Here is a 395-nt window from a genome sequence, read left to right as displayed (position 1 = left end):
CGTCGGGGTGGACCATGATGCTGTCGGCCGGGCCGTCCGGGTTCTTCGGTCCGGTCAGCGAACGGCCTTGCAGGCGGTCCTTGGCGAATTCGACGGCGGCCTGATAGGCGGCGGTGCCGATGGCCAGGCCCTGCAGGCCGGTGCCGAGGCGCGCCTCGTTCATCACGACGAACATATTGTTCATGCCGCGGCCTTCTTCGCCGATCAGCCAGCCCTTGGCGCCGTCGTACTGCATGACGGCGGTGGCGTTGCCGTGGATGCCCATCTTGTGCTCGAGGCCGGCGCATTCCAGGCTGTTGCGCTCGCCCAGCGAGCCGTCCTCATTGACCAGGAACTTGGGCACGACGAACAGCGACAGGCCCTTGATGCCCGGAACCGCGCCTTCGACGCGAGCC

The 395-nt window shown here is 67.6% G+C and carries 1 pseudogene; it reads right to left on the bottom strand.

Going from position 1 to position 395, the window contains the following annotated elements:
* Window positions 1-395, bottom strand: a pseudogene (locus tag JWG43_RS21145) (acyl-CoA dehydrogenase); the annotation flags it as partial.

The sequence above is a fragment of the Desulfobulbus alkaliphilus genome (assembly GCF_016918545.1).
Classification (GTDB): Bacteria; Desulfobacterota; Desulfobulbia; order Desulfobulbales; family Desulfobulbaceae; genus Desulfobulbus; species Desulfobulbus alkaliphilus.
Note: the sequence above shows the minus strand (reverse complement) of the source record. Positions and strands in the feature narration are given on the sequence as shown.